This window comes from Terriglobus albidus (genome assembly GCF_008000815.1).
Classification (GTDB): Bacteria; Acidobacteriota; Terriglobia; order Terriglobales; family Acidobacteriaceae; genus Terriglobus; species Terriglobus albidus_A.
In genome coordinates, this window is the sequence record NZ_CP042806.1 from 251,961 (window position 1) to 276,323 (window position 24,363).

Sequence of the window (24,363 nt, forward strand, 5' to 3'; positions counted from 1 at the left end):
AATATCGTATGAAAATCATAACACCGTTATTGACATTTTTAACGGTGTTACATAATCTGGGTTCGTTCCGCTGGAAAGCGGACCAAAAGGAGGAAACAACATGACCACGTTTCAACAAGCTACTGTCCGCGGCCTGAAGGTCTTCTACCGTGAGGCGGGTTCCAGCTCTTCCCCCACCATCGTGTTGCTGCACGGGTTTCCCAGCTCGTCGCACATGTTTCGTGACCTGATTCCGAAGCTTGCGGAGAAGTTCCACGTCATCGCCCCGGACTACATCGGCTTCGGCTACAGCGACATGCCCTCGGTGAGCGAGTTCGAATACACCTTCGATCGCCTTGCGGACTATACCGAGGAGCTTCTCTTCAACGTCCTGGGCCTGAATAAGTTCAGCATCTACGTGCAGGATTACGGAGCCCCGGTCGGCTATCGCATCGCCTACAGACATCAGGACGCCATCGAGGGAATCGTAGTGCAGAACGGCAATGCCTATGCCGAGGGCATCGGATCGGGCTTCGACGCGATGAAACCGTTCTGGTCAAACCGCAACGCTGAGACAGAGAAGCCCGTCCGCGGCCTTCTGACGAAAGAGACGACCATCTTCCAGTACACGCACGGCGTGAAGGACATCTCCCGCATCAATCCGGACTCCTACACCGTCGATCAGTTCTTCATCGATCGCCCTGGCAACGACGCCATCCAGCTAAACCTGCTCCACAACTACCAGTCGAACCTGACGCACTACGACGAGTGGCATGAGTTCTTCCGCAGCCGGCAGCCAAAGACGTTGATCGTGTGGGGCAAGAACGATCCGTTCTTCACCGTCGAAGGCGCCAAGGCCTATCTGCGCGACATCCCTGCCGCGCAGCTGCACCTTCTCGACACCGGCCACTTCGCGCTGGAAGACTCGGTCGATTTCATCGCTCAAGAGATCACAAAGGTTCTCGGCTGAGCTTCAGCCCCACCTGATTTCGTTCGCTGGAGTATTTCTCCTGTAGGTGTAGTGCCGGGCTTGTGCATCTATGGGCGTTTTCCTCAATGAAAACGCCACCCCACGATCCTCCCGGGATACCCAGCAACAGGAGAAATGCTCTATTACAAGGCAAAACCAAAAGAGGAGATACATCATGTCGTACTCAAAGAATGCCACCATCGTTCTGGTCCACGGTGCGTGGGCCGACGGATCAAGCTGGGAGCTCGTTATTCGCAAATTGCAGGAGCAGGGCTGGAATGTTGTCACTGCGCCACTGCCTCTCACCTCGCTGAGCGATGATGCCGCTGCCCTGCGCCGCACCATCGACCGCACCGAGGGTCCGGTCATCCTTGCAGGACATGCCTATGCGGGAGCCGTGATTGGAACCGCACACGAAGAGCGCGTCAAAGCACTGGTCTACATTGCCGCGCTGGCGCCCGACGAAGGAGAGACCGTCGCCCAGGTCTTCTATCGCGACGAACCTCATCCTGATGCTCCAAAGCTCGCGCCCGATGCCGACGGCTTTATCTGGATGCCGGACACGGGCTTCGAACAGGCCTTTGCGCAGAACGCCACCGACGAGCAGATCGCTGTTACCCGGGCTGTACAGCGCCCCATCGCGGTGAAGAGCATCCAGGAGCCGGTGACCGCTCCGGCATGGAAGTCGAAACCGTCGTGGTATCTCATTGCGGAAGACGACCGCATGATCAACCGTAAGACCCAGCGCTTCATGGCGGAACGCATGCACGCCATGATGGAATCCTTTCCCGTGGATCACACGCCGCTGCTGACCGCGCCGGAGAAGGTCGTGGACATCATTCTGGAAGCTGCGCAGTCGACACTGGCCTGAAGGGAGGCCGCTCATGTTTGACAAGAAGACAACCTCAGAACGACTGGCAACATTCTCTGACGGAGTCTTCGCCGTCATCATCACCATCATGGTGCTCGACCTGAAACCACCGGAGGAGCCGACGCTACGTGCGCTGGCTCCTCTGTGGCCTCTGCTGCTGAGCTATGCAGTCAGCTATTTGTTCATCGCGATTATCTGGATCAACCACCATCACCTCTTCCGCTTTGCCCGCATCGCAACGCCGGAGCTGATCTGGTGGAACTTCGCGCACCTCTTCATGATCTCGCTGGTACCGGTCACCACCCGATGGATGGCCGGCTCCAGGCTCGCCGCGGCTCCCGTGTTTGTCTATGCGCTGGTCTTCGTACTGGTTGAGATCGCCTACATCTCCTTCGAGCGGACCGCATTCTCACAGGCAACCGAGGGAGACATTCCTCCACGGATGCGGCGCGCCGCAAAGATTCGGTCGTATGTCGCGCTCTGCATCTTCACTACAGCAGCAGCCGTCTCATTCTCGTCTCCAGCCTGGGGACTAAGCCTGGTGTGCTGCGTCCTGCTGATCTATCTGAGCCCTCGCATGCCGGAGCTCTTTCATCGAATCGTGCGTCGCTAACCGGGCCATCGGAAACCCCACCCTCGCGGCAAAGCCGCGAAGAATGGGGTTTTGAACTGTGCGCGACCAATTTTGTTTGTCATCCCGCAGGGATCTGCTTTTCCAATCTTTGCTCGGGATAAGAAGCATCCGTAGCAAAGTGGATTTCTCCGCTACGCTACGAAATGACAAACAAAAGTGCATAGCTCTAAGTTATCGAGTCGGTACACCCTATTGCTGCCCCTTGTGCTGCTCAATAATCTCCAGCACCTCTGGAATCGCCTCAAGCGGACGTTCCGGTTTAGGGACCTGCGCGCCGGCGGCAAGCAGCGCCCTTGTTACCTCGGGATAATTACCCTTCTCGCGGTGCCAGCTATTTAGTGAGCCGTGCAGGGCCCACGCAAGCGGGCTGCCTCCGTGTTCGTTCTCGAAGATATTCACCACTGCATTGTGTCGCAGCAATGCAGTGATCATCTCGAGATTGCCGTGCCACGCGGCATAGTGCAGCGCGGTCTGGTTGTTCTCAAGCGTGGCAGTTGCGGGCCATCCGCTGGTAACCAACAGTTCCACAGCGCGTGCGTTGTTACGTATTGCTGTTCCCACGATGCGACGGGCGGCATTGGAAGAGAGCTTCTGAAACAGGTTGGGATGCTCCGAGAGGATGTTCTGAACGCGGGCGTCTTCCCCAATCTCAGCCGCGTTGATGAGGCGAAGCCATGCCGGACTGCGCTGCATCAACAGCTCGAAGACCGCGGTGTGGCCAAACTCATGCGCGATCATGTGCGGCGACTTCGTCATCCCGAAACCGTAGAAGTAGATCGATCCCCCGGAGTGCGGATTCTGTTTGGGAAAGTATCGTTCACTAACTGTGGTGCGGATGGTTTCGGGGTCATGGTTGAGAATGCGCTCCACCAGTGACAGATCGCCGATGGCCGATGCCATCAGGATGTCAGTCTTCGCTCCGAACTCAATCAGGAAACGGGCGACGTCGTGCCGGTAAGGCTCGCGCCACTCCAGCATCTGCCGCGTACAGACCATGTACTGGGCCGCAGTGGACTCATGATCGATATCGCGCGCATCGATCTCTGCGCCACGGTGGACCAGAAGCGAGGCAATCTCATACGTCGCCGCAAAGTGTAGTGGGAGTTGTCCATCCCCTCCACGGGCATGAACAAGCTTCGGATCAGCCGCCAGCAGTTCGCGCACGCGATCGATCATGCCCAGCCTCGCGGCGGCATGGATGTCCACCTTCGCTCCGCGTGAGATGAGGTAAGCGGCAAGCTCACTGTCTGCGGAGTCGAGCACGCCGAAGCTTCCCGCCCACCACCGCGTTCGCGCGTTAACATCGGCTCCAGCATCGAGCAGCACATCGATCATCTCGCGATTGTTGCGCTGCACCGCCGCAACGATGGCAGGAGCATCGAAGCTGTAATCCGGTAAAGGCTCGTTGATTGTTGCCTTGAGCGAGGGATGACGCGTCACCACCTCGCGGACCAGCGCCGCCTGATTGGACTTGATGGCGGCAGAGAGCGCCTTCATCGCGTCTTCCGAGGCAAGCTCGACGTGGAGCTTCAATGCTGGCCAGGTATCGAAGCCATACTCACGGGCGATGACATGGAGCGCATCGGCGAGCTTGGGCTTCGGTGAGGTAACACCACATGCGCTGAAACGCGCGGTCGCGGACGAGTTCGCAGCCTGCGATTGCTGCAGCAGCGTACGTGCCTGGTTCTTGAGATGTTCGAGGTTAGGACGCGCGGGAAGTTCGCGGATAGACATAACTCACTCCTTCTTATGGGCCCGCGATCCGCTTCGCCGGGCGAGAAGAGAGTGTGTTGTGAGATCACGCAAAAGCAAAGGTGGGATAATCCCTTTCCGCGGACGGGGTGCACCCTTGGTGTGCGATACGAGTGTAGCAGTAATTGGGTAGGTCCGGATGTCAAAACATGGCGCATGCGAGCGGACTATATGATGATCTGGCACTCGATAACATGAGGTTTCCCGTGGCATTGCCGATTCCCGCAAAGCAGCTTCTGTCTCGCATCGCCTGCCTGTCTGCTCTTTTCATTGCAGCCGTTTCGGCGCAGGCCCAGGTTGAGTATGTCGATCCGACGATTGGCAATGTCGGCATCCTGCTTGTCCCGACCCGTCCGGCCGTTTACCTCCCGAACAGCATGGTGCGGATGTATCCGCTGCGGTCGGATGCGATGGATGACCGCATTCATTCCTTCCCGCTGACGATCAGCTCACATCGCATCAGCGAGTTGTTCAGCGTTATGCCAGGAGACGGCTCCCCTGCCGCCTACGATCAGGAGACGACAACGCCGTATTACTACGAAGCACGGTTGCGGAGCTCAGGCACCGTTACGGAGTTCACAGCGACTGAGCGCTGTGGCTACTTCCGTTTCACCTTCCCGTCCGGCAAAGCCGGCCTGGTGCTTGCCAACCGCATTGCGGGAACCCTCGCGGTTGACGACAGCAAGGTTGTCGAAGGCGAAGAGCGCTTCGATGGAATGAAGGCGTATGTGTATGGCGAGTTCAGCAAGCCGGTAACTTCAACCCCTCATGGGGCGAACAACAAAGAAAGCCTCACTCTTGCTGCCAATACCGGCACGCTCGAATTCCGCTATGGCATTTCGTTCATCAGCGTCGAGCAGGCGAAGAAGAACCTGCAGCATGAGATTCCATCGGAAAATTTCGAGGGCATCAAGTCCGCCGCCAAAGCCCGCTGGAACCAGACGCTCGGACGTGTCGCAGTTGAAGGCGGAACGGAGGCACAGAAGAGAGTCTTCTATACCGCGCTCTATCGCAGCTCCGAGCGGATGATCAACATCACCGAAGACGGACAGTACTACAGCGGCTTCGATCATAAGGTCCACACCGACAGCCGTCCGTTCTACGTCGACAACTGGCTGTGGGATACCTTCCGCGCGCTGGAGCCGTTGCAGACCATCCTCAATCCGGAGATGGAAGCGGACAAACTGCAGTCGTATGTGCGGATGTATCAGCAGAGCGGCATCATGCCGACCTTTGCCATTCTGACGGGACCGTATGCCTGCATGAATGGCAACCACTCCGCTCCGTGGTTTGCCGATGCGTGGTTCAAAGGCGTGCGCAACTTCGATCTGCCGACTGCCTATGAAGGTATTCGCAAACGTTCTCTGGAAACGACACTGCTTCCCTGGCGGCTGGGCCCAAAGACCTCGCTTGACGACTTTTATGCGCAACACGGCTACATGCCGGCGCTGCGGCCGGGCGAAACTGAAACCGTCACACAGGTGCATCCCTTCGAGAAGCGTCAACCCGTTCCGGTCACGCTGGGCAACAGCTTTGATGACTGGGCAATTGCACAGCTTGCACGTGAGCTAAAGAAGCCGGGGGATGAATCCCTCTTTCTGAAGCGTGCAGGAAACTACCGGAACCTCTTCCGCGCCGATAAGTCCCTGATGTGGCCGAAAGATGATGCGGGCAACTGGATCGAACCGATGGATCCCAAGTTCGGTGGAGGCATGGGTGGGCGCGACTTCTACGATGAGAACAACGCCTACACCTATACCTGGGATGTCGCGCACGACTATGCCGGCCTGGTCTCACTGATGGGAGGTACGCAGAAAGCGGAAGCAAATCTCGACCAGCTCTTCCGCGAGCCGCTGGGGCGGTCGAAGTACGAGTTTCAGGCAAAGTTCCCTGACTCCACCTCGATGGTGGGGCAGTTCTCCATGGGCAATGAACCCAGCTTTGCGATTCCCTATATCTATGACCGTTTAGGAGCTCCATGGAAGACACAGGAGCGAGTCCGCATGCTGCTCGATGCCTTCTTTACCGACACACTGCAGGGCATTCCCGGCGACGAGGATGGCGGCGGCATGAGCGCCTTTGTTGTCTTTTCGATGATGGGTTTCTACCCTGTGACGCCCACGGTGCCAACCTACGATATCGCCAGCCCTGTCTTTGAGAAGACGACGATTCACCTGCAGAACGGTAAAGACTTCGTGATCGTTGCGAAGGGCGCATCGAAGCGGAACAAGTATGTACAGGCGATCCAGCTGAATGGGAAGCCTCTCGATCATGTCTGGTTCCAGCATGCCGACCTGACGCAGGGAGGCACGCTGGAGCTGACGATGGGAGAATCGCCGAACGCAGAGCTCGGTGCGAAGCCGGAGACATTCCCGCCGAGTTCGATGGACGTGCATCCGGAGAGTTATCGGTAGATCTTTTTGTTCAGGTGGGAGCCGTGGGCTTCAGCCTAATGTCACTTACTTTGTACCTGTGAGTTGGAAAATTGTGTGCAGGAGAGGGAGATAAGAAGCAATCTGTAAGAGCTCTGGGAATCGCGTCAGGTCTGGATGGAGATCAAGGCAGAAGCAGAAAACCTACTGAAGTTGTTTGAACGGGTTGTTCCTGTTATCTCGTGGGGGGAATTTGGCGGTGGTGGCCAAATCTACACGTTGCCGGTAGTGGTGGAGATGATGTTGCTGCAGCGTCTGAGTGAACACGGGACGCAGCAGGAAGCTGTTCATGCGCTGTTGGGTGGTCGTCTGGATAGGCTGCTACCCAACAGCAAGCGCGTGCAAGGGGGACGTATTTCAGCCAACACTGGCGGCTACGCCCGGGCATGTGGGCGAATCACCCCAGAGACGGTGGAACAGGTCTGCGATCAGACGTTGGCCGCACTGAGCGGTCAGATCGAAGCGGAGGCGAAATGGGGTCGCCCGGTGCTGCTGCTGGATGGCAGCAGTGTGCGCCTGGAGCATACAGCCGATATCTTGAAGGCATTTCCAGCGGGCCGAAACCAGCACGGTCTCGGTCACTGGGGGATCATGAAGTGGGTCTGCCTGCATGATGTGCGGACAGGGATCGCACAACGTCCAGCCTGGGGACCGATGTATGGACCGGAGGCGGTGAGCGAGCAAAACCTTGCGAAGAAGGTTCTGAGCCGGGCACCCGCAGGCAGTGTGATTATCGGGGATGGCGGCTTCGGGATCTTCGCTTTTGCGCAGGAAGTGATCGGCAGCGGGCATCAAGCTCTGTTCCGTCTGAGCAAGGCACGGGCCCTCTCCCTGGGAGGTAAATCTCTGCCGGCTCAGGGGGAGTTTTTGGTGTGCTGGAAACCCAGCGCGCAGGAACGCAAAAAATACCCAGAGCTGGCGGATGCTGAAATAAAAGGCCGCTTGATCGTGTGTTCGGCCAAGGGTTTTCGCGACAGCCTCTATCTGTTCACCACGCTGGAGCAGGAGGCCGACGAGATCGTCGCTCTGTACGGAGAACGCTGGAATCTGGAACTGGATCTCAGAACCCTGAAGGGAACTCTGCGGCTGGAGCACCTGCATGGCAAAAGCCAAGCCGCGGTAGAGAAAGAGTTGCTTATCGCCGTCGTAGCCTATGGGTTGGTCAGGGCTTTTATGGCCACCGCCGCCCGCAGGGCCGGCGTCGATCCACGAATCTTGAGCTTCACGCAGGCCTACGGCCTGATCAATGCCATGAGCCCTAAACTCTGCTCTCCAGACCCAGTCCTCAGACAACAAACCTACGACCGGCTACTCGATTACATCTCCAAAGCAAAGCTGCCTCAACGAAAGAAAAAACGTTCTTACCCCAGAGAAGTCTGGGGTAGAGGCAAATCCTTCCCCTCCAAACATCACTTCGGCCCTCTACCAAAAACAAAAAGTAAGTGACATTAGGCTTCAGCCCACGGTTTATCCGCCTTATACGAATGGGCTTTAGCCCTGGGCCTTTCCTACGAAATCAGGGAAAGCCCAAGGCTAAAGCCCACTCCTTCTCACGTTATATCAGCGGGCTGAAGCCCGCTTTTCCCACCCGGTTCGAGCTTCGCTCGAATGCCCACATAAGCTTCGCGTATCCACCCCAACGAAGCGAGGCTTGTAGGAGGCCCCGATATGCGATGGATAGGGCACCCAAATTTGAAGCTCCGCTTATAGCCTTTCGCACAAACGAGCGGCCTGTGTCTGCAGATACTGCTGTTCCGGCAGGCTGGTCGTGCGGGTAGCCGCCATATGGTAATGGGCGATAGCGGCCTTGTAGTCACCGGCCATCTCAAGCAGGTGAGCACGAGCGGCGTCGAGGCGATGATGCCTGGCGATGCGTTCATCGGCATCGAGAGCCCGCAATAGCTCAAGCCCTTTCGTTAGTCCATAAACCATCGCAGCGGCAATGGCGTGATTCAAGGCGACCATCGGGTTATCGGAGATGCGTTTCATCAGCTCGTAGAGAGCGAGAATCTGCGGCCAGTCTGTGTCTTCGGCTCGCTGGGCTTCATCGTGCAGTGCGGCGATGGCTGCCTGAAGCTGATAAGCGCCGACAGCTCCACGCGAAATGGCCTTCTGCAGCAGCGCTGCACCTTCGGCGATCTCCGGCTGTTTCCATAGCGTACGGTCCTGACGATCGAGCGGAATCAGTTCTCCTCCTGGTCCGGTTCGTGCCTCGCGCCGCGCATGCGTCAGCACCATCAGTGCGAGCAGGCCTTCGACTTCGGGATTCTCCGGCATCAGGGCATGGAGTGATCGTGTCAGGCGAATCGCCTCCTGAGAGAGCTCGATACGTTGCGCCGATTCTCCGGCGCTGGCGACGTAGCCTTCGTTGAAGATGAGGTAGAGGATATGCAGTACCGCCGCGAGCCGTTCGCTCTGTTCCCTGCCTTCGGGCATGTGGAAGCGTGACCCCGCAGTCTTGATCGCCGCCTTTGCACGGCTGATGCGCTGGGCCATCGTTGCCTCTGGCACAAGGAAGGCATGGGCGATCTGTGCCGTGGTTAGGCCGCCGACTGCTCTGAGAGTAAGCGCAATGGCCGATGCCGGCGTCAGGGATGGATGACAGCAGAGGAAGAAGAGCGTGAGGGTGTCATCCGGATCTACATCTGTAGCATCCTGACGAAGAGCATCAAGGGCGACCTCCTGTTCACGTTCTCTGCGTGCGATCTCGCTGCGGATCGCATCGAGCATGCGTCGCGAGGCCACGCGGATCAGCCAGCCGCGCGGATTCTCCGGAACGCCCGTCTGCGGCCATTGCAGCGCCGCGGCGATCAACGCCTCCTGTACGGCGTCTTCCGCGGCAGCGAAGTCGCGGTAGCGGCGAGCGACAATACCCAGCACCTGCGGCGCAAGGTCGCGCAACAGGTGCTGGGAGTGCTCGTCGAGTTCCGTAGTCAGGGCCTCGCTCACAGATCCCCGGCCTTCCGTGTCATGATCTGCCGTACCTCGATCGGCATTGCCGTCGCGCTTCCTCCCGGCGCAGGACCTGCGGAGAGCCGTGCGGCGATCTCATAGGCGCGCTCCTGGCTTTCGACATCGATGATCCAGTAGCCGAGCAGGAACTCTTTGGATTCAGGGAAGACTCCATCGGTGATGGGCATACCATCTTTTCCAGCGGTGACGATCCGCGCCTGCTCGGGACCGGCGAGAGCCTCGCTGGCAATAAACTCGCCGCTCTCGGTGAGATCCTGGTTCAGGCGATGTAGAAAGGCGAAGTGTTTCTCGACATCTGCCTTCGGCCACTGACGGTATGAGTTCACGCCCGCCTTGTTGCTGGTCATCAACAAAATGTAGTTCATGTACTTTGCTCCTCAAATCTCTTTCTGTTGTGTGAGATATGTTGCTACTTGCCGGTGACAAACATCCAGCGGACACCGAATTTGTCGTTGAGAGCTCCGTAGGCGCCGAAGAACTGCTGCTGCAGCGGATCGGTGATTTCGGCCCCGTCGGAGAGCTTGTGGAATAGCCCAGTAAGGGCTTCCAGCATCCCTCCGCTGAGATAGAGACAGTTCATATTGCCACGTGCCATCTTCCTGTCGGGATGCAGCCAGTCAGAAGCTGAGATCTCAAGCAGACCGCTGCGCAGGTTGGCATTGAGAACCTTCTCCTGGTGTTCGGCCGGCATGTGATCCTTCACAGGCGAGTCCTTCACCTTGAGCACTTTTAGCTCGCCGCCCAGACAGGAATGGTAGAACTCCATTGCCTGGAGGCAGTTGCCGTCGAAGAGAAGGTATGGGGTCAAGGTGGTTCGTTCTGTATCGTAGGTGCGCATGGTTTGACTTGCCTCCGAGTGAGATTGAGATGGAGCCGCGACCAGGGCGGCAGCAGAAGCTGCAGTGGCGACGAACCGGCGGCGGGTAAGTGAGTTGGCGTTAGACATGGCTGACTTTCCCCTTTCACGCGATAGTCGGAGCCAGGGATCGACTTCTCGACATGGCCGTGAAAATAATTTCAGCCCCGGAGAGATATCACCGGTCTTAATCAAAACCTGTGAGAATACAGGCATGACAACGCATCCCCATGCGCCGGCGCCCGCCCCCACGACACGGCGGACTGTTTTCGGACGCACAAAACTGGTGCTGCTTCTGGCGTTAGCGGCGCTGCTGGTGTTCTTTCTGGTCGTCTCCTGGACGACCCGCGATTCAATGGCCCATCTCCCCTTCCTGAAAGGACAGGGCAAAGCACGGGTGCTGGCCGACCAGGACACTCTTGTTGATACGCGGCCGTGGCAGACGGCGCAGGCCCTGGCTTCGCTGGCGGTGACCGCGGAAGAGGTAGAGTATGCGCGTCAGGCTGAGAAGCTGGCCGACCATGAGGTAGACCAGGCCTTCGCTTCGGCATTACGGCTGGCAAGTGCCCAGGTGCAGCACAAGTCTCTCTCCGGAGAGGCACTGGAGCTCTCGCAAAAAGTTAAAGAGCTGCAGACTCTTGTGAAGCAGGACCAGGCAGCGGTGCAAGCCTTAACTCCCGCTTCCGCTCCGGCAGCAAGCGCCTCCGGTGGAGCCGCACAGGCTGTCGCCAACTCCGACGATCTGGAGATCGCCAAGGCGCAACTTGGGCTTGATACGGACCAACTTGCCGACGCGCAGCAGGATCTGGCGCGTGCGGTCGGCGACCAGCGCAGCCGGATTCAGGAAGAGCTTGCCGAGCGCGAAGCCGCGGTAAAGAAGTATGACAGCGAAGCGCATGGCAACACCCAGACGGCGGTTCTCTCCGCGGGACAGTACGGCACACTGGCGGGGCGCATCCGGGCATGGATGAACCAGCGCAGCCGCTATCAACTGATCCAGCAGGCGCTGCAACAGGCGAACGCGGACATCGCAGCCCTGACCGCGCAGCACAATGCGCTGGAGGCAAAGGCCAACAGCGCGGCAGCCAGCGGCGATGACCATGCCTCACGGCTCGCCAGCCTGAAGGAGCGTGCCGCTGAGCGGCAGATCCTAAGCATCTTTGACGACCGCATCCAATCGCAACAGCAGCTCGCCGATGTCTATCGCAAGTGGAGCGATCAGGTGCTCCTGCAGCATCGGATCGTGCTGCATCTGCTGCTGCAGTCGCTGGCGGTGATTGTTGCCATCCTGATCTGCATGGTACTTACCGACATGCTGCTGCTGCGGTTACTCGAGCGACCGGCGCTTGATCGCAGACGCAAGCAGACGCTGCAGACGATCCTGCAACTGGGCATCCAGGTACTGGGCATTTTGTTGATCCTGCTGGTGGTCTTCGGGTCTCCGCGACAGATGACGACCATTCTGGGCCTCGCAACCGCAGGCCTTACTGTTGTGCTGCAGGACTTCATCCTCGCCTTCTTCGGCTGGTTTGTTCTGATGGGCAGAAACGGCATTCGTGTTGGCGACTGGGTAGAGATCAATGGAGTCGGCGGCGAGGTGATCGAGATCAATCTCTTCCGCACCACGATGCTCGAGACAGGCAACTGGACCGCCAAGGGGCACCCCACCGGCCGCCGCGTGACCTTCATCAACAGCTTCGCCATCCGTGGACAATACTTCAACTTCTCCACCACGGGACAGTGGATGTGGGACGAGATCTCCGTGAGCATCCCCGCATCGGATAACACGTATGAAGTGGTGGAGGAGATTCACAACGTCATCGTGCAGGAGACGGAGAAGAGCGCACGACTCGCCGAAGACGAGTGGAGACGCAGCACACGGCAGTATGGACTGAGCCAGTTCAGCGCCGATCCGGCGATCAACCTGCGCCCTTCTGGTGCTGGGATTGACCTGGTGATCCGCTACATCACGCGGGCGTCAGAACGCTTCGAGACGCGGAACCGGCTGTATCAGCGCGTGATCGATGTGATGCACAAACCGGCTGCGCTTGCGGTGCATACCGGGGAGAAGGTGGGATAGACGGGTCACCTTTTCATTTGTCATTCTGAACGTAGCGCAGGACCCGCTTATTTTTTGTCATTTCGCAGCGACCGAAGGGAGCGGAGAAATCTGCTTCTCTACCCAGTACCCTTCCAAGGGAAAGCAGATCCCTGCGGGATGACAAAACTAAAAAACTATTCGCGCGGAGCGCGAATACCCAGGTCCCCGAGGGACCTGGGCACCCGGTATCGGGGCACCCCGAACGTTATTCAATCATTCAGTTATTCAATTAACTACTTACCTACGAACTCTGCATTGATCCACTTCTTCGTCGCCTCATACTGCTGCGGACGTCCGAGGAAGTTTTTCACCAGAGTATTCGCGCTCGCCGTGCCGCCCGGTTCCAATATCGTCTTGCGATAGCGCATAGCTGCCGGGCCATCGAGCAGGTTCTTTGGATCGAACTGACCGAAGAAGTCCAACGCGATCACCTTACTGAGCTGATAGGTGTAGTAGTTCGATGAGTAGCTGATCAGATGTGTGAAGGTGGCATACATGCGCACGTCCGGTGTGCCGGCATAAGGCGAGTACTTCGCCTGTGCTGTGTACCAAAGCTTATCCACGTCCACGTTCTTCGCCGGAAGATGGAACATCTCCAGCGCGTAGGTGCAGAACTGCAGCTGGCGCTCGACAGCAGTGCCGCGTCCGAACTCGTCGGCGCGGATCATACCGTCGAAGAGCTGTTGCGGCATCAGCTCGCCGGTCTTGTAGTGTTTGGCGAAGGTGTCGAGCACGGCCTTTGAGGCGAAGAACTCTTCCAGCATCTGTGAAGGCGCTTCGACGAAGTCCCACTCAATCGAAAAGGCGCCGGTGCCGGCCCACTGCTGACGGTTGCCGAAGATGCCGTGCAGCATGTGGCCGAATTCGTGAAAGAAGGTCACCACATCGGCGTACTGCATCAGGCCGGGATCGGTTGCCGTTGGCTCCGGGAAGTTTGCATTCAGACGAGCCTCGGGAAGGGCAATCCCCTTCTTACCCTGCACGACCGTGCCGGCATTGAACCACTTGTTCTTGCCGGCACGCGGATGCATGTCGAGATAGATGATGCCGATCTTTTGACGATCTGGCGTGGAGCGGTCGAAGACATCGAAAGCCTTGACCGACGGATCCCAGAGAACAGCGTTTTTCATCTGAACAAACTCGATGTGGAACATGCGGGCGGCGGTGTCGAGCACGCCTTTCTCGACCTCTTCATAAGGGAAGTAGGCGCGTACTGCCTGGGAGTCGAAGTTAAAGTGATCGCGACGGAAGAGCTCGCCAAAATACGAGGCAGAGTAGTCGGGAATCTGCGTCAGGCCGGGCTCCTGCTTCTGCGCGAAGGCGAGAAGCTGGGCGTACTCCTTGTCCATGGCAGGGCGTGCTGCCTTGTCGAGGTCATCGATCAGCGACTGAATGTTGCCGGGTGTGCCGATCATCTTGTCGGCGCTGGACAGTTCAGCCCAGCTCTTCATCCCGATCAACTGGGAGATCTCTTCGCGCATGGCAATGAGTTGGACGAGGAGACCTTTGTTGGCCGGATAGCAGCGGCCCATGTAGGTGAGGTAGAGCTGCTTCCGTAATGCGGCCGACTTGGCATAGGTGATCACCGGCCGATAATCAGGCTCGTCGGTGGTGATGGTCACCATGCCGTGTTCGTCAGGCTGATGACGGGCGATGTAGTCGGCGGGCAGACCATCGAGCTCGCTTGCCTTGACCTTGATGCTGGCAGTACCTTCGGCGATGTTGCGATTGAACTGGAGAGCGACGGCGGTGAGTTTATCCCGCAGATCGCGGATCTTCGCGCGGGTGGCCTCATCTTTATCGACACCGGAGAGCCTATATCCCTGCAGCTCGCGCTCGAGATAATGCTTCGTCTCGGCGTCGAGGCCGTCAGTCTTAATGGCGACCAGCGCGTCATAGAGCTTGCGATTGAGAGAGATCTCCGCACCAACAGAGGACACGCGCCGCAGTTCGGTCTGCGCCACATCGCGTAGCTCCTTCACCGGAGAGGCATTGTTCAACAGCGACGGCCCCATGCTTGCCGTGGAGAGGGCGCGGCCCATCTCATCAAAAGGCGCCAGGGTGTTCTCTACCGTGCGCGCCCCCTGAACTTCGAGAATCTGTTTCTCCAGCCGGGCGACATCGTCGAGGTGACGCTGCACCCAGGCTGTGACGCCGGCAGGATCGGGATTGCCGATCCAGACATGCAACGGATCGTTGGCGGGCGTTTCGGCGATGGCGGGGGCGGCGGTAAGTGTACTCATCAGCAATCCTGCAGCAAGAAGTTTGCGCACAAGCGACGTGCTCCGATTCGATCTGGATTGGGATGAGGATAACGCACTGAGAGACAAAAGCCCCGCTGACATGACGAGGCTTTCTTTACTGGCCGTACCGACAAATTCATTTAGTCTGACGTGGTCTCAGACAACCGCAAAAATGGGTGGGAGCAGCGGGCTTCAGCCCGCTGATAAAGGATAAGAAGTGAATGGGCTTCAGCCCTGGGCTCTCTTGTCGGTTAGAGGAAAGGCCCAGGGCTAAAAAGCCCACGACTCCTACCCGATTCGAGCTTCGCTCGAACATCCCGCCCATCGCGATGCGATGGATGGGGCACCCGGAGTTTGGGCTCCGAAACGTAGGCACTCCCTGAGACTCGTTTAGCTTCCGAAGTAGCGCATATTCTTCAGATTTTCGATCAGGCTCGGTCCGGCAGGCTTCCAACCCAGTACCTGTTGCGTCCATGCGCTGGAGGCCGGCATATCCAGACCGGCGAAGATGGCCAACCAGCCGAAGTGCTCGGCGGCCTGTTCCTGTGAGATCGAGACTACCGGTACCTTCAAACCCTGGCCGACGACCTCAGCGATCTCGCGCATCGTGACGCCTTCTTCTGCTACGGCGTTGTAGCGCTTGCCTGCTTCGCCCTTCTCCAGCACGAGGCGGTACAGCTCTGCCGCTGCAAACCGGGGCACAGCGGGCCAGCGATTGCGTCCCTCGCTGATGTAGGGAGAGATCCCCTTCTGGCGTGCGATCTGAATGGCATAACTGACCAAACCTTGCTTTTCGGTATCGTGCACCTGGGGTAGACGAACGACCATGGTGCGGACTCCGCTTTCTGCTACCGCAGCAGCGGCTTCTTCGGTAGCGCCGCGGGGAATGATCTTCGAGCTCACCGGAGGATCGGTCTCCAGACCGATGTGGCCGTTGCCTCCATGGCCCGCAATGCCGGTGCCGGAGGTGACGATCAGCGGACGGTCGGAGCCGGCGAGCACTTCGCCGATAGCCTGGATCACCTGGCGGTCGGTCTCGCAGTTGGCTGCGAACCGGGAGAAGTCATGATTGAAGGCGGTGTGAATGACGGCATCGGCATTCGCTGCTCCGTTCCGCAGACTTTGAAGATCTTCGAGGTCGCCGCGATGCACCTCTGCTCCCGCGTGGCGGAGCTGCTCCGCGCCCGCATCGGAGCGCGTAAGGCCGAGGACCTGGTGGCCGGCCTGAATGAGTTCCGGAACAATCGCCGAACCGATAAATCCTGTTGCGCCTGTAAGGAAAACCCGCATCGATACTCTCCTCGTTAGAGGGGGTGAAAGCCCCTCTAACGAGACAATAGGTGATGCTCAACATACGATCTATGCTTAGGAATCCGTAATACCTTCGCGAGCGTCCAATATAGCTAGAGCATTTCTCCTGTTGCTGGGTAGCCCGGAAGGGGAGTGCAGCGGCGTTTTCATTGCGGAAAACGCCCATAGATACGGAATCCCTACATTACACCTACAGGAGAAATGCTCTATGGATCCCCTTTCGGCTGTCCTGTCGCTGCTGAAGCCGCGCAGCTATACCTCCGGCGGTATGGATATGGGCGGCGACTGGTCGATCCAGTTCGGGCCGCATAACGGCATCAAGTGCTACGCAGTGGTCTCGGGCGACTGCTGGCTTGCGGTGGACGGTGTTCCCGAGCCGGTGCATATCTCCGCGGGCGACTGCTACCTGTTGCCCTCAGGCCGTCGCTTCCGGATGGCGAGCGATCTCTCGCTGCCGCCCGTCGATGCCCAAACCATCTTTCGCTTCCCTCTGAATGGCGCCATTTCAACCTACAACGGCGGAGGCGCGTGCTTCGGGCTGGGCGGGCACTTTGCGCTCTCGGGCGACAGCAGCATGCTGCTGAAGGTGCTACCGCCCATCGTGCATCTCGCAAAAGAGTCAGACCGCGCCGCGATGCGGTGGTGCCTGGAACGGATGATGCAGGAACTGCGCGACCCGCAGCCGGGCGGATATCTGATTGCGCAGCAGCTTACCTACATGATGCTGGTGCAGGCGCTGCGTCTGCATCTGGCGGAAGAGGGGAACGGCAGTGTTGGCTGGCTGTTTGCGCTGGCGGATAAACAGATCAGTGCGGCGATGAGTTGCATCCACAATGAACCGGCGCGGCGATGGACTCTGCAGCAACTAGCCGAAGAGGCGAGCATGTCGCGGTCCAGCTTCGCGGTGAAGTTCAAGGAGACAGTCGGTTCTTCTCCGATGGAGTACCTGACACGGTGGCGCATGCTGTTGGCTGCCGATAAGCTAGCGAATTCTTCGGATTCAATCGCTGCGATTGCGTTGTCGCTGGGGTATGAGTCAGAGAGCGCGTTCAGCACTGCGTTCAAGCGGGAGATGGGATGTTCGCCGCGGCAGTATGTGCGTGGGTGTGGAGAGACTCGACTTTTAGAAACGAACTCTCCACGAGAAGTGAAAAACGGTTCGAGCGTAGCTCGAATGCCCACGTCCCAGAAGCGGGACATGGTGCACCCGGTGCATGGGTGATCACGATTAATTACTCAAGTGACAGCAACCGTGGGTTCTACTTCGTTTTGGCTTATCGCTGCCCATTCTTTCCGTAAGAACAGCGCAATCGCAGCAGCGAGCAGAAAGCCCGCAGTCGTAATCGAGAGTCCGAAGCCAAACCCGCGCTCCTGCGCAACGCGGCCCACGGTGAAGGGTGCGACCGCGCTGGCGATGCGGCCGAGGTTGTAAGCAAAGCCCATCGCGCGGCCGCGTAGCGCCGTGGGAAAGGCCTCGCTGGAGATAACGGAGAAGCCGCTGAAGAAGCCTGTGCCCCAGAAGCCCACCACCGGGCCGAGCAACAGCAACGCCGTCGGCGTCTTCACCACTGCGTATAGCGGCACCACCAGCGCGGCCATCAGCAGGAAGGTGACGTAGACCGGCTTGCGTCCAAAGCGGTCTGCCAAGGGGCCGAAGCTGACATATCCAAGAAACGTGCCGAGCTGCATCACGATGGTGAACGTAGACGTGTGCAGTACATCGAGACCATGACCGCCTTTGCTGACCGGGGCAGAGAGAAACGACGGCGCCCAGGAGAAGAGTCCCCACCAGGCGAAGAGGCTGGCGGCGTTCATGCTGGTGATCACCAGCGTGCGCGGAGCGAGCTTGCCGCGGAAGAGTGCGCGGGCAGAGACGTTGGTCGCGGGTGTCCAGTGTTCCGGCTCCTTCACCTTGCGGCGGATCCAGATCGTGATCAGCGCAGGAAAGAGGCCCGCGAGAAAGACAGCGCGCCAACCGAAGTGCGGCATAATCAGCGCGACGACTGCGGCAGCCAAGGCATAGCCGATAGCCCATGCACTCTGCACCAGCGCGAGGGCCTTGGCCCGGTGCTGCTGCGGCCAGGTCTCCGCAACTAACGCCGCGCCCGCAGCCCACTCGCCGCCCATACCGATGCCGAGTAAGAACCGGCAGATCGCAAGCTGCGGAACCGTATGGACGAAGGCGCAGAGGCCGGTACAGACGGTATAGATCAGGATCGAAAGTGAGAGAGCACGCGTGCGGCCCAGGCGATCCGCGACAAAACCGAAGCCTATACCTCCGGCAGCGGCGGCGATCAGGGTGAAGCTCATGATCAGACCAGCCGTGGCGGAGCTCATGCCAAGGTCTTTCTGCGCCGCTGGAATAACCATGGAGTAGAGCATGACGTCCATGCTGTCGAGCATCCAGCCGAAGCCGGCGGCCAGCAAAGCATTACGCCGCGCCGGCTGCTTGGCCAGGGACCAGAAGGCTGGATTGTTTGCCAGGCTGTCCGTCAAAGATGCTCCTGCTTCAGAGGGTTAGTGATGCGCCGGGGTTGGAGGTGCGGGCTGCGGCGTTGCGGGCGTCGGATTCGTCTCCAGCGGCTCACCAGCCGTGCCGGTGGGTGCGGTGCCTGCTGTTGCAGGCTGCCCCGGTGCCGCCGCCGATGTGGCTTCTTTGGTCTCCGGCAGAACTGGGCGATCGCGGTTCACAGACCACTGCACGCCATCGAAGAACTCCTTCTGCGTACGCTTGATCTTGAACTTGCCATCGGTAAGGAACTGCAGGTGAGCATGATCGTATGCGAGCCCGGCGCCGGCGACAAGATGTAACCATTCACCGCGTGCGGTTTCGTCCGGAGCCTCGGTATAGCCGTCGTCGTAGGTCACGTCCGGAAAGCGCGCGCTGAAGGCTGACGCGCGTGCGCCCGGCTGCTGGCCCGTAACCGCCATGTAAACACGCACACCTTTATAGATGGGCTGCTGGAAGGCGCGCGGATCCCACTGCTGGCCATAGCGGAAGTAACGCGCGTTCATGCGCGTATTCATATCAAGCACACCCGGGGCCTTGGCCATGCCGTCGACGATGTAGTCGCGCAGCGTGTAGTTCACGGTCTTGCTCTGCGGATGGTCGGCATCGTTGAAGTAATAGAGACTGGTGAACCATCCACGCGGAGCCCACCATGCGCGTCCCAGCTCCGCTCCGTTACGCGAGATGACCCATGCCGAGTACTCGGAGAAGGGCTGCACCCACTCATGCGAGGGATAGCCATGCGGATTGAGGAAGCCGTCCGGCAGCCACGCCTCCCAGAGCTGACGCCGTGTGCGCGACTCGGGATAGAGCGGGTCCTGCTCCCAAAGGCCGGTAATCATATCTGCCGTGAGCGAGGCGTGATAGCCGGCGTGCAGCATGTTGTCGGGTGTGATCCTGGCCAGGTCCATCGCCAGCTCCGCGCCGTCCGGATTGGTGATGGGATGAAGAACGACGTTCACCTTCTCAAGCGACTTACGGCGCGCGGCATCAAGTACCAGCTCTTCAGCGAACTTGTGGATATGACTGGTGCTGCTGACCTCGTTGGCGTGCTGACGGCCGGAGTAAACGATGGCTGCCTTCAGCGTCGTCTCCTTCGCCATGGAGCGCAATGCGGAGGGCGTTGGCAGCATGACGTCCGCCGCCCAGATGTTGTTACCCATGTAACTGCGGCCCATCCAATAGACGTTCACACCCGGGAAGGTGGACAGGCGCGAGAGTAGACGCTCATTCTCGTCGAGCCCGATCGGTTGATCCCACTGCACGTATGTCTTGTCGGCTTTCTGCACGGCAGGTGTAACGTCCGCGATCTGCGGCCGCGGATGCACCGGTGCGGGCACGGCGGCCTGCGCAACGATCTCCTCCGGCTTGGTGTGCTCGGCAGGATGCAGCTCGAGAGGCAACTCAAACTCAAAGGCGAGCTGTTTCAGATGGGGATAAGAGATGCGCGCGGTATATAGCCCGGCCGCGTGCATCTTCTCAAGCCAAGCAAGCTCTGCCTTCGCCTGCTCGGCAGAGAGGACAGTACGCTCCAGCGTGTCTTCGGTGACGAGGTTGCGCCACTCTTCAAATTTGTCTTCATTGCTTGCGACCGGCAGGCTCCACGTAAGAGCGGTCACGGCATCCGAACCTTGCTGGATGCGGGTTGCTACCAGGCGCGGGTCGCCGGCTTCAAGCGCGGAGAGATCGCGCTTGAACTCATCGCCCGCATCGCCGGCCTTCCATGCAAGCTTGACCTGCGGGTGCGAGGCATCGCTACCGTAGAACTCAACATGGATCCGCGGATCTTTGCCCTCATTGGAGAGATGCGCAATGGGGACGATGCGCCCCATGTAATCCATGATGCCGGTCGAAAAAGTATTGCCAAAGATATAGAAGGAGTTCTGCGTCGCGAAGAGAAGATCTTCCTGCAAGCCTTCGAGCGAAGAGATACGTTCCTGATCGAGTCCGAGAGCATAGTCAGGCTCACTCATGTGGAAGTCAACCTTGATCGTGTCGAAGAGTGGCTGGTATTCGAGCTTGGGTTTGCCATTGCTCTGAGCCAGGACGTAGTGAATGATCTTCGGCATGGTGGCGTCCTGGTAGTGTTCCCAGAACATCTCTACGTCGGTAGGCACGCGTTCGGTCGCGATGCAGGTGCCATCGGCTGAAGCGAAGGTCACCCAGCCGGTCTCGATGCCAACCTGCTCGTAGTTATTGAACTCGGTCGAGTAAGGCCGCTGATGCACATAGGTGGTGAACTCGCGGGTGACAATCTCCTTACCCGACTTATCGAAGGCACGCACGCGATAGGTGGGGCCACTGTCACTCGTCATCTTCTTGAAGGCAATATTGGCCAATGGAAGCTTGAGATCGCGTGCCAGGATCTCGTCGACAGGATAGAGTTCCTGCACCCAACGCTCTTCGGTGCGCATAGTGGATTCACTCTTGGGATCGCGATAGGGAGCGAATTCGATGGTGAGCTTGTCAGCATGTTTCGCGGCGAGCTCGGGCTCGACGGAATCGACCAGCCAGCTATAGCCCTGCTTATAGGAGGAGAGAACTTCAACGCGCGCATTCTTGACGCCCGCTGCTTCGAGCGCGGACTTGAGATGTGTGGCTAGCAGCTTGCGCTGCTCCGGGCTTTCACTCACGCCTGCCTGCACCAGCACAGGCTCGCCCGCATGAGCCTGCGCGGCGAGTTTCTGCGCGGTAGCCAGCATGCGCTTGCCCTCCCACTCAAAAGTGAGGTCTTCGGCGAAGGTAGGAGCGGCCTGTTTGAAAGAAGCAACTTCAGACTGCAGGTGCATGGGCACATCGCCGTCGCAGCACTTCACACCGGCGTGTTTGCTGCCGGTAACGACTTCAATGTTTGTGGTGTGCAGACGCTCGGCGAGCATGTCGCGAATGAAGCCGTTGAGCTTAGGATCAACCTCATCGACATCGATCTCGGCGCGGATGCTGGTGAGTCCAGCGGGATGCTCTTTGGCAAGCTTCGCCGACCACTGGTCGAGATGGTAGAGCGCGGCGGCGGCCTGCCCGACATCCGACTTCTGTCCGAAGAAATGCCGCAGGTCGTCGCGCACCTCCTCCACGGAGGCATAGCGCTTATTCGGCTCCCAGAGATAAGGAAGATGATTCGCGGCATAGTCCAGAGCAGCCGCAGCTCCCGCGTTGTCGCCGCGAATCAACAGAGCGTCGCTCTTGCCTGCGGCGTGATCCACGATGCGCAGCTCGCCTTCGCCGGCAGCAAGGGCCGGGAGAGCCTTGCCCGCACCCGGCTGCATCTTGTCGAGATCGATATTGGGTTTGGCGGCGAGCAGGTCGCGCAGGTGGTCGGCTGCGGGCGAGCCTTCGACGATGACAGGAGTGCCCTGCAGTTGCGAAACGGTGACGCCGGTCTCAGGCACAGCCAGCGGAAGCGTAATGCCAACCGTCTCAAGACCGATGCGCGCTGCCAGGTTGGCCATCGCGATTCCCTGCTGTCCTGCGGGAACATAGAGCTTTGCGGCGGTACCGGCAGGAATGGGTTTCTTGGCATTGCCGGTCAGCAGTCCCTTGATGGTGTAAAGGCGGGCGAGATCGAGAACTCGGGCATCACCGTTGCCTTCCGGCATGGCAGGTAGCGCGCCCGCGCGAGCCGCAGCCGACCCGGCGAATGTCAGCGGTGTCTCGCCGAGCATGATCTGTACTTCACGTACGACGCCGAAGGATACGGCAGTTCCGGTTCCCTCTTCCGGCTTAAGCAGCTTCTGCAGCGTGGCTACATCGATGGTTCCATCGAGCTTTAACACCGCTCGGCGGATACCGCTGTTGTTGCCGGCGAAGACCAGTGCCTGCAGCTCCGTCTTCGCAGTGCTCTTTCCTTTTACGAGAGCCGCGTTAATGTTCTTTGCGGGGAGACCAATTTTGTCTCCCGGAACGGACCACAGGAACGGCGCACGCTGCGCATACGCGTTGGCGGCATTCAGCAAACCAACAGGATCCGGACCGACGATGGCGATGCCGCCATCCACAGCTACTACCGCTCCTTCTCCGAAACCGAGCGTGCCAGCGACTGCATGAACTGCCGCGGAGGATGCGGCCGGAACGGAACTCTCACCGATCCAGATATTCGGGGCGCTGCCGGTACACCCTGTCACGGCCTGCGGAGCCCCTTGAATCACGACAGGCAGCGTTAGCGCTGAGCTCTCATATCCGATGCGTGCAGCCAAGTTGGCGGCGGCAGCATTTTCCGCGGCATTGGGATTTGTGGGGACGATAATGTGTCCGCAGACAGCATCGGCGATCTTGTCGCCATTCGTGTCCTGCAGCAGCATGCCGAGCTGCCATGGATTCTCGAGGAAGGTCTCCTTCTCCACCGCGGGTGCGGGAGCCGCGGCCTCCGCAGCAGGGGCAGGCTTCGATGTCGCCGGTGCTGGAGTAACAGGCTTCTTCTTCTGACTGTGCAGCGGCGACGTGGCGGCGAGCACAAGCGTGCACGCGATCGGCAGTGCAAGACGTTTCATCGAGATCTGTCTCCGTTCACAGGTTTGGTAGAGTCGACGGGAGGAAGAGCGTTTGCGGGCCCCGAAGGCTGGGGCGGAGCATGACGTGCCGTGCGCAGATACAACACGGCATAAGTACCCAGCCAGTGTGAACCCAGATAGCCGGCATCGGGAAGGCCTTTCAAGCCGCCGGCAGCGTTAATGGCCGCAAGCTGCTGCAGCAGTGTGATGCGCGCGTCTTTCGCTGGAAGTGCATCAGCAATCTCGGTCATGGCGTAGGCACGATCGAAGGCAAGACCGATGAGGTGCGACTTGCCGGCAAACTCTTCCTTATCTGTGATTCTGGAGACATCGACACTCTTTGCCAGCGTCTGGAACTGCGGTGACTCCAGGGGCGGAAGGAAATCGGCCAGCCACTGCGGAAACTGTTCCCGCGGGAGGATGCGGCTCATCAGTTGCGCCTCTGCCAGGCAGGGCGAGAGAAACTCGGTGCCGCCGGGCTCAAAGGCTGTGGGGCAGTCACGATCAGTAACGAAGAGGCGGTTGGCGTTGCGCACCACAGCCGCTTTCAACGCGTCATTGGGTACAGCGCTCAGCGCATCGAGCACCAGAACCATGGACATCGCAGTATTCGGATGCACACCGGCGCGCGAGGCGACTGGAAGATGATCGTAGTAGTCGACCAGCTTGGTAGAGAAAAACTCCTGCAGCGGCTTGATGTTCGCCGTGAGCTTCGCCGCTTCAGGATCGTTCCATGTGCTGAGCTCGGCGTGCAGCTTCAGAAGCCAGGCGTAGCCGTAGGGCTTCTCGAAGTTCTTCGCTGTCTTGAAGAATTCCAGCTCGCCGGCGATGTTCTTTTCTCCTAGATGCTCGGTGAGCTTCTCCTGCATGAGGCGGCGTAGCGGAAGATCGGGGTAATCCTTGGACAGCGCGACCATCATCCAGGTGCTGTTCACGGCGGAGTGCCAATCATAACAGCCATAAAACGCGCGGGTTTTGTCGTAATCGACCGGGAGCTTCGGGCGTTCTCCGTAAAGCCACAGGTACTGTGCGCCTTCCGGCGCTGCCTGCGGATGATCGACACAGGAGAGCGGCCAAGCCGCCAGATAAGTGGCCTGTTCAAGCCCGAAGGTGGGAACCGTCACCTTTGGCAATGACTTGCCGTAGGCAGCAAGTTTCGACGCATCCACAGAACGATGCTGGGCCGCGGCGACAGCCGAGCCCAGCGTGATAACCAATGACAACGACTTCCATCCAACTGCCATG

At 59.1% G+C, this 24,363-nt stretch carries 16 protein-coding genes; 7 read left to right on the forward strand and 9 right to left on the reverse strand.

The features are described from left to right. The first annotated feature begins 100 nt into the window (after positions 1-100). The 3 genes from FTW19_RS01035 (at position 101) to FTW19_RS01045 (ending at position 2,433) form a co-directional block, all read left to right on the forward strand. Positions 101-949, forward strand: a complete 849-nt coding sequence (locus FTW19_RS01035) for an alpha/beta fold hydrolase (RefSeq protein ID WP_147645850.1) — start codon at positions 101-103, stop codon at positions 947-949. Between the two features lie 175 nt (positions 950-1,124). Further along, on the forward strand, positions 1,125-1,820 hold the full coding sequence (locus FTW19_RS01040) for an alpha/beta fold hydrolase (RefSeq protein ID WP_147645851.1): 696 nt from the start codon (positions 1,125-1,127) through the stop codon (positions 1,818-1,820). 13 nt (positions 1,821-1,833) lie between these two features. Further along, a complete protein-coding gene (locus FTW19_RS01045) occupies positions 1,834-2,433 on the forward strand; it encodes a TMEM175 family protein (protein WP_147645852.1) in 600 nt (199 codons plus the stop codon). Between the two features lie 210 nt (positions 2,434-2,643). Here FTW19_RS01045 and FTW19_RS01050 read toward each other — a convergent pair whose 3' ends face one another. Next, positions 2,644-4,188 (reverse strand): ankyrin repeat domain-containing protein, encoded by a 1,545-nt coding sequence (locus FTW19_RS01050; protein ID WP_147645853.1) that lies wholly within the window; start codon positions 4,186-4,188, stop codon positions 2,644-2,646. Between the two features lie 224 nt (positions 4,189-4,412). Here FTW19_RS01050 and FTW19_RS01055 point away from each other — a divergent pair, with 224 nt between their 5' ends. Both FTW19_RS01055 and FTW19_RS01060 read left to right on the forward strand, forming a co-directional pair. Further along, the gene (locus tag FTW19_RS01055; RefSeq protein WP_246153514.1) at positions 4,413-6,620 is read left to right on the forward strand and encodes a GH92 family glycosyl hydrolase; all 2,208 of its coding nucleotides are present in this window, start codon (positions 4,413-4,415) and stop codon (positions 6,618-6,620) included. A 135-nt stretch (positions 6,621-6,755) separates the two neighbouring features. Beyond that, positions 6,756-8,084 (forward strand): IS4 family transposase, encoded by a 1,329-nt coding sequence (locus FTW19_RS01060; protein WP_147645855.1) that lies wholly within the window; start codon positions 6,756-6,758, stop codon positions 8,082-8,084. 258 nt (positions 8,085-8,342) lie between these two features. Here the strand turns inward: FTW19_RS01060 and FTW19_RS01065 are convergent, their stop codons facing one another. Genes FTW19_RS01065 through FTW19_RS01075 form a run of 3 tightly spaced genes read right to left on the reverse strand, consistent with a single transcriptional unit; the run spans position 8,343 to position 10,557 of the window. After that, entirely contained in the window at positions 8,343-9,587 is a 1,245-nt protein-coding gene (locus tag FTW19_RS01065) for an RNA polymerase sigma factor (RefSeq protein ID WP_222705514.1), read from the reverse strand. Then, positions 9,584-9,976 (reverse strand): YciI family protein, encoded by a 393-nt coding sequence (locus tag FTW19_RS01070; protein ID WP_147645856.1) that lies wholly within the window; start codon positions 9,974-9,976, stop codon positions 9,584-9,586. Before FTW19_RS01070 ends, FTW19_RS01065 begins: the two co-directional genes overlap by 4 nt. A gap of 44 nt (positions 9,977-10,020) precedes the next feature. Beyond that, on the reverse strand, positions 10,021-10,557 hold the full coding sequence (locus FTW19_RS01075; protein ID WP_187143187.1) for a VOC family protein: 537 nt from the start codon (positions 10,555-10,557) through the stop codon (positions 10,021-10,023). Between the two features lie 124 nt (positions 10,558-10,681). Here FTW19_RS01075 and FTW19_RS01080 point away from each other — a divergent pair, with 124 nt between their 5' ends. Continuing rightward, positions 10,682-12,547, forward strand: coding sequence for a mechanosensitive ion channel domain-containing protein (locus tag FTW19_RS01080; protein WP_147645858.1), 1,866 nt, complete (start codon positions 10,682-10,684; stop codon positions 12,545-12,547). Positions 12,548-12,801: 254 nt separating this feature from the next. On the opposite strand, the gene FTW19_RS01085 is transcribed toward FTW19_RS01080, so the two are convergent. Both FTW19_RS01085 and FTW19_RS01090 read right to left on the reverse strand, forming a co-directional pair. After that, positions 12,802-14,811 carry a M3 family metallopeptidase gene (locus FTW19_RS01085; RefSeq protein WP_187143188.1) on the reverse strand — a complete coding sequence of 670 codons (2,010 nt, stop codon included), beginning with the start codon at positions 14,809-14,811 and terminating at the stop codon, positions 12,802-12,804. A gap of 390 nt (positions 14,812-15,201) precedes the next feature. Next, positions 15,202-16,101 (reverse strand): SDR family oxidoreductase, encoded by a 900-nt coding sequence (locus tag FTW19_RS01090; RefSeq protein WP_147645860.1) that lies wholly within the window; start codon positions 16,099-16,101, stop codon positions 15,202-15,204. Between the two features lie 229 nt (positions 16,102-16,330). Here FTW19_RS01090 and FTW19_RS01095 point away from each other — a divergent pair, with 229 nt between their 5' ends. Continuing rightward, positions 16,331-17,344 (forward strand): AraC family transcriptional regulator, encoded by a 1,014-nt coding sequence (locus FTW19_RS01095; RefSeq protein ID WP_147645861.1) that lies wholly within the window; start codon positions 16,331-16,333, stop codon positions 17,342-17,344. 14 nt (positions 17,345-17,358) lie between these two features. On the opposite strand, the gene FTW19_RS01100 is transcribed toward FTW19_RS01095, so the two are convergent. Genes FTW19_RS01100 through FTW19_RS01110 form a run of 3 tightly spaced genes read right to left on the reverse strand, consistent with a single transcriptional unit; the run spans position 17,359 to position 24,362 of the window. Continuing rightward, on the reverse strand, positions 17,359-18,618 hold the full coding sequence (locus tag FTW19_RS01100) for an MFS transporter (RefSeq protein ID WP_147645862.1): 1,260 nt from the start codon (positions 18,616-18,618) through the stop codon (positions 17,359-17,361). A gap of 21 nt (positions 18,619-18,639) precedes the next feature. After that, entirely contained in the window at positions 18,640-23,118 is a 4,479-nt protein-coding gene (locus tag FTW19_RS01105; RefSeq protein WP_147645863.1) for a M14 family metallopeptidase, read from the reverse strand. After that, the gene (locus FTW19_RS01110) at positions 23,115-24,362 is read right to left on the reverse strand and encodes a DUF2891 family protein (protein WP_147645864.1); all 1,248 of its coding nucleotides are present in this window, start codon (positions 24,360-24,362) and stop codon (positions 23,115-23,117) included. The genes FTW19_RS01105 and FTW19_RS01110 overlap by 4 nt, the downstream gene beginning before the upstream one ends. Between the last annotated feature and the right edge of the window lies 1 nt (position 24,363).